The 4,054-nt window shown below is 63.2% G+C and carries 4 protein-coding genes; all 4 read left to right on the top strand.

What is annotated here, in order from left to right; genetic code table 11:
• A partial coding sequence (locus tag QZ266_RS00695) for a sulfotransferase (RefSeq protein WP_295690681.1) occupies nucleotides 1-728 on the top strand: 728 nt, incomplete at its 5' end.
• A 258-nt stretch (nucleotides 729-986) separates the two neighbouring features.
• Nucleotides 987-1,451, top strand: a complete 465-nt coding sequence (locus QZ266_RS00690; protein WP_295690679.1) for a GatB/YqeY domain-containing protein — start codon at nucleotides 987-989, stop codon at nucleotides 1,449-1,451.
• A 106-nt stretch (nucleotides 1,452-1,557) separates the two neighbouring features.
• A complete protein-coding gene (locus tag QZ266_RS00685; protein ID WP_295690678.1) occupies nucleotides 1,558-3,453 on the top strand; it encodes a beta-propeller domain-containing protein in 1,896 nt (631 codons plus the stop codon).
• Between the two features lie 86 nt (nucleotides 3,454-3,539).
• Nucleotides 3,540-4,054: CHC2 zinc finger domain-containing protein (locus QZ266_RS00680; protein ID WP_295690676.1), on the top strand; the 515-nt coding region annotated here is incomplete at its 3' end.

Below are 4,054 nucleotides of genomic sequence, written 5' to 3'. Positions count from 1 at the left end.
CGATCCAGGTGGTCGAGGAATGCCCGGTCCTGATCGAGGCCTTGCGGGCCGTCGTGCCCGGCATGGCCGGCGACGAGACCGAATTCAGCGAGGACTGGCTCGACGGCGTTGATGCCGCCGATGTCGGTGAGTTGCGCGCGGCCTACCGGCGCCGGCTGGCCCATCACGCCGGCACGCTGGAACCGGGCGTCAGCGTGGTCGACAAGCTGCCGCTCAATCTGAACTGGGTCGCCGTGATCCATCGCATCTTTCCGGCGGCCGGTTTCATTCTCGCGCGGCGTCATCCGCTGGACGTTGCGGTCAGCAATTTTGCCCAGGATTTCGCTCCCAATAATGCGATGATGGTGATGACGCGGCTGGAGCGGATCGCCGCCCTCCACCAGGGCAGTTTCGATTTGTGGGACCGGTTTGTGGATTGGCGTCGGCCGCGCTGGGCAGATGTGGTCTATGAGCGGCTGATCGACGATCCGGAAACCGCCATCGCGCCGGTCATGGCGATGCTCGGGCGGGACTGGGAATCGCAGCAGGCGCGCTTCTTCGAAACCGCGCGGGCCCGGCGTCGCATCTCGACCCCGAGCGCCCATCAAGTCACCCGGCCGCTTTACACCGGCTCCCGGGCCCGTTGGCGCCATTATGCCGAATTCCTCGACGTGCCGGCCTGCGCGCCCTTGAGAGAGCGGGCGCAAGTCTGGGAATTTGCAACGGAAACTGACGGCGCGCTTGACTGAGCGCGGGAGGCCCACGGCGAATTCGCAGACCGGACATTCGATCACATTTTACGTTCGGGCTTGATTCTTCGCCGCCCACGGAATAACTCCCGGCCTCTCGTTTCGGAGACAGAGGCCTCCAGCTTGTGTTGCCAGGAAAAAGGCCCCGCAGTATTCGAAACAATCGGCACCGGATTATGTGCCCAGGAAAAGTTCTTCACACCGGAGATCTCGTCAGGACGCGCCACGCAAGGCGCCCGGATAGGTTTGGTTGCTAAAATGTCGCTTCGTGAACGCATCACCACGGATATGAAAACGGCCATGAAGGCCCAGGACAAGGCGCGTCTGTCGACGCTTCGCCTGATCTCGGCTGCCATCAAGGATCGCGATATCGCGGCGCGCGCGGAAGACCGCTGCTCCGGCTGCGGGGACACCGAAATCCTGACCCTGCTTACCAAGCTGGTGAAGCAACGCGAGGAAAGCGCCGAGACCTATGAAAAGGCCGGCCGTCTCGATCTCGCCGAAGCGGAGCGCTCGGAAGCCGAGATCGTGCGCGAATTCCTGCCCAAGCCGATGGATGATGGCGAGATCGCCGACGCCGCCGAGTCGGTCGTCAGCGAACTCGATGCCAGCGGTCTGAAGGATATGGGCCGGTGCATGGGCGAGCTGAAATCGCGCTATGCCGGACGCATGGACTTCGCCAAGGCCGGCGCCAAGGTCAAGGACCTGCTCGCCTCGGCCTGAGGACGATCGCCGTCGATCTGACACCCTGAGAACGGATCCGCCGCCGTGATCTTTGATTGCGGTGGAGTCATCCCTCTGCTTTGCTCCCGGAAACAGGGGAGCGGGCATGATCATCACCAGGTTGACTGCGGCCATCCGGCACGCGTTTGGAATTTTGCTCTTTGGCCCCTTGGTCGCGTGGGGCGGACTGGCTGCGGCCCAGACCCTGCCCAGTTTCGAGGATGATGAAGAGCTTCGTGCCTTTCTTGCGGAGATCGACGAGGCGGGTGAGGTCGAGGATTGGCTGGTCTCCACCGCTTATCCGCCGCCGCCACCACCGCCTCCGCCACCGCCATCGCCATCGCCCGGCAGTGCCAGCGCATCGGCCAGCGACACATTCACGGCGAGCCCGGTCGACAATCCGGACATTACGAATGCGCAGGTGGCCGGGGTTGATGAGGGCGGAATCGTCAAGGTCGCCGGGGATTACCTGATCGTCCTGCGGCGCGGACGCTTGTTCACGATCTCGACCGCGAATGATGATCTGGTCGCCATCGACCGGATTGATGCCTTTCCGCCGGATGTCGACGGCTCGAACAGCTGGTATGACGAGATGATCGTTTCCGGCGATCTGATCGTGATCATCGGCTATAGCTACCTCTATGAATCGACAGAGATAAGTCGCTTCCGGATTGCGCTCGACGGGCAGTTGTCGCATGTCGACACCCACCATATGCGCTCGGATGACTATTACAGTTCCTGCAATTATGCCTCGCGCCTGATCGGCGACCAGTTGATCACCTATGCGCCGCTGGCCTTTGATCTTCATTGGGGTGAAGACCCGCTGGACAGCCTGCCCGGACTCAGTCGCTGGATCCCCGGCCAGGAGGCGCCCGATTTTCGGCGGCTGGCGCAGGCCGGTGATGTCTACATTCCGGGCCCGATGAGGGCGCGCGGAGCGGGTGCCGTCTCCAGCATGCATGTTGTCACCCGGTGTGACCTCACCTCGGATGACCTCGATTGCGAGGTCAGTGTTGTGCTCGGACCAGCGGGCCGAAGCTTCTTCGTGTCGCGCAATGCGACCTATGTCTGGGTAACCCCGGGTTGGTATGACCGCGAAGGTGAAAGCTATCTCTATCGCATCCCGCTCAATGGCAACGCGCCGAGCGTTGCCCGGGTCGAGGGCGCCCCGCTCGATCAATTCTCCTTCTACGCCAATGAGGCGGCGATCCGGCTCGACATCCTCGTCATGCCGGACGGAGCCGGTGACGGCATGTGGGCCGCCGAGGGTGCGGTCGGGCGACCGGCATTATTGCGGCTGCCGACGACGCGCTTCGGGGATGGCAGCCAGCCGCCCTTGCCTTCGGACTATCAATTCCTGCCGGTCGCGGAGCAGTCACGGGTCGTCCGTAACCGGCATGTCGGGGACACGCTTGTGGTCGGACTGGTCGAGCGCGGTACCGACGGGGCGCCCAATCTGGCGCTGACGGTTGCCCTGGAGGGCGGTGACGTCACGCGCTTGGCTCTCGAGGCGCCGGTTTCGCGCATCGAGGCGATTGGTCAGGATGCGCTGATCGTGACCCAGGCCGGCGGCACGCGCTTCGTCACGGTTTCGCTGACCGGTGAGGCGCCGGAGATTGCAGACCGTTTCCTGCTTGAAAACAGTGCTGAGTCGGAAAGTCGCAGCCACGCCTTCTTCTTCCGGCCGGACGGTGTGGACGGTGACGGGCTGGCAGCCCTGCCCCTTCTGGCGGGCGGCAGCCGTGGCGCCAACATGGTCTATCTTCAGCGCGAGGCGGGTCGGTTTTCCTGGCTTGGACGTCTCGATGCCCGGGCCCGGCCCGGACTGGATGATGGATGCCAGGCTTCCTGCGCCGACTGGTATGGCAATGCGCGACCAATCTTCCTGCGCGACCGGATACTCACCTTGCTGGGCTATGAAATCATCGAGGGACGGATTGGTGAGAAACGCATCGAGGAAGTCGGCCGGGTCGACTTCTCGCCTGGCCCGCGAAAGGACTGAAATGGGCCTGATCGAATAAATCGACCGACCCGGAAATAAGGTGCATCATGCTCTATTGGGCTTTTCGGACGGGGTGATGCGATTCCATGCGTCTCAATGAGGACTTTATCGACGAGATCAAGGCGCGTGTGCGCCCGTCGGACCTCATTGGCCGTTCGGTGCCGCTGAAACGCCAGGGTCGAGAATTTGTCGGTCTGTCGCCCTTCAAGAAAGAGCGGACGCCTTCCTTTTTCGTCAATGATGACAAGCGTTTCTACCATTGTTTCGCCTCCGGCAAGCATGGCGATGTCTTCACCTGGCTGGAGGAGATGGAAGGCCTCTCCTTCATGGAGGCGGCCGAGCGCCTGGCCGGTGAGGCGGGCCTTCGCCTGCCGGAGCCCGACCCGGAGAGCCAGCAAAAGACCCAGCATCGCAAATCCCTCGTCGAATGGATGGAGAGCGCCCAGGCCTTCTTCCTGCGCGCCTTGCGGACGCCTGCGGCGGAAGATGCCCGACGCTATCTCAAATCGCGCGGGCTGACGGGCGAGGACTGCGTGCGCTACGGGATCGGTTTTGCGCCGGACAGCCGCACCGCCCTGAAGGACGAGCTGGTCACCGCCGG

Origin of the sequence: uncultured Maricaulis sp. (genome assembly GCF_905480005.1) — a bacterium.
In the GTDB taxonomy this organism is placed as follows: Bacteria; Pseudomonadota; Alphaproteobacteria; order Caulobacterales; family Maricaulaceae; genus Maricaulis.
The sequence above is the reverse complement of the archived record's forward strand: the minus strand, read 5'-3'. Positions and strand labels throughout refer to the sequence as shown.

What these genes read in the sequence shown, in the direction of transcription:
- QZ266_RS00685 (WP_295690678.1), top strand. Translation starts at nt 1,558, where the DNA reads ATGATCATCACCAGGTTGACTGCGGCCATCCGGCACGCGTTTGGAATT.
- QZ266_RS00690 (WP_295690679.1), top strand. Translation starts at nt 987, where the DNA reads ATGTCGCTTCGTGAACGCATCACCACGGATATGAAAACGGCCATGAAG.